The organism is Pseudomonas sp. JR33AA, from assembly GCF_021378985.1.
GTDB classification, from domain to species: Bacteria; Pseudomonadota; Gammaproteobacteria; order Pseudomonadales; family Pseudomonadaceae; genus Aquipseudomonas; species Aquipseudomonas alloputida.
This window is the reverse complement of the sequence record NZ_JAJSAW010000043.1, coordinates 1-1,556: the sequence shown is the minus strand read 5'-3', so window position 1 is coordinate 1,556 and position 1,556 is coordinate 1. Positions and strand designations below refer to the sequence as shown.

General features: G+C 62.4%; 1 protein-coding gene. It reads left to right on the top strand.

What is annotated here, in order from left to right:
• Nucleotides 1-1,556: acetolactate synthase large subunit (locus LVS58_RS24895; protein WP_233693238.1), on the top strand; the 1,556-nt coding region annotated here is incomplete at its 3' end.

The window sequence follows — 1,556 nt, the reverse complement described above, 5'->3', positions numbered from 1 at the left end:
ATGGCCAAGGCCGCCGATGTCGTTGTGCAATGCCTGGAAAACGAAGGTGTCGAGTATGTATTCGGCATTCCCGGTGAGGAAAACCTCGACCTGCTCGAATCCCTGCGCAAGTCGAAGATCAAGCTGGTACTGACCCGTCACGAGCAGTCTGCAGGTTTCATGGCTGCCACCTATGGCCGTCTGACCGGCAAGACCGGCGTCAGCCTGTCGACCCTCGGCCCTGGTGCTACCAACCTGGTAACCGCCAGCGCCTACGCCTACCTGGGCGGCATGCCGATGATGATGATCACCGGGCAGAAGCCGATCAAGAAGTCCAAGCAGGGTCGCTTCCAGATCATTGACGTGTGCGGCATGATGGACCCCATCACCAAGTACACCCACCAGTTCGCCTCGGCTGACAACATCCCGGCCCGCATGCGCGAAGCCTTCCGCCTGGCCGAAGAAGAAAAGCCGGGTGCGGTCCACCTGGAACTGCCGGAAGACATCGCCGCCGAGCAGACCGACGCGCTGCCGATCCCGCGCAGCCTGCACCGCCGCCCGCTGGCCGAGCACGTGGCCATCGAAGCTGCCGTCGAGAAACTGCAGAACGCGCGTAACCCGATCCTGGTGATCGGTGCCGGTGCCAACCGCAAGATGACCGCCAAGGTCCTCAAGCAACTGATCGACAAGACCGGCATCCCGTTCATCACCACCCAGATGGGTAAAGGCGTGGTCGACGAGCGCCACCCGCGCTTCCTTGGCAACGCTGCGCTGTCGTCGGGCGACTTCGTTCACCGCGCCGTCGAAGCCGCCGACCTGATCGTCAACATCGGCCACGATGTGATCGAGAAGCCGCCGTTCTTCATGGTCCGTGGCGGCACCGAAGTCATCCACATCAACTTCCGCTCTGCCGAAGTTGATGCCGTGTACTTCCCGCAAGTTGAAGTGATTGGCGACATCGCCAACGCCGTGTGGCAGATCAGCGAAGCGCTGAACGACACGTCGCACTGGGACTTCACCCGCCTGATGGCCATCCGTGAAGCCAACGAAGCACAGATCGCCGAAGGCGCCGACGACGACCGCTTCCCGGTCTACCCACAGCGCATGGTGGCTGACATCCGTCGTGTACTGCCGTCCGATGGCATCGTCGCGCTGGACAACGGCATCTACAAGATCTGGTTCGCGCGCAACTACAAGGCGCACAAGCCGAACACCGTGCTGCTGGACAATGCCCTGGCGACCATGGGCGCCGGCCTGCCATCGGCCATGGCTGCGCACCTGGTGCACCCGGACCGCCCAGTAATCTCGGTGTGTGGCGACGGCGGCTTCATGATGAACAGCCAGGAACTGGAAACTGCAGTACGTCTGGGCATGCACATCACGGTGGTGATCCTGCGTGACGACGGCTACGGCATGATCCGCTGGAAGCAGGCCAACATGGGCTTCACCGATTTTGGCCTGGACTACGGCAACCCGGACTTCGTCAAATATGCCGAAGCCTACGGCGCCAACGGCCACCGTGTGGAAAGCGCCGAAGGCCTGCTGCCGCTGCTGGAGCACTGCATCAAGACCCCGGG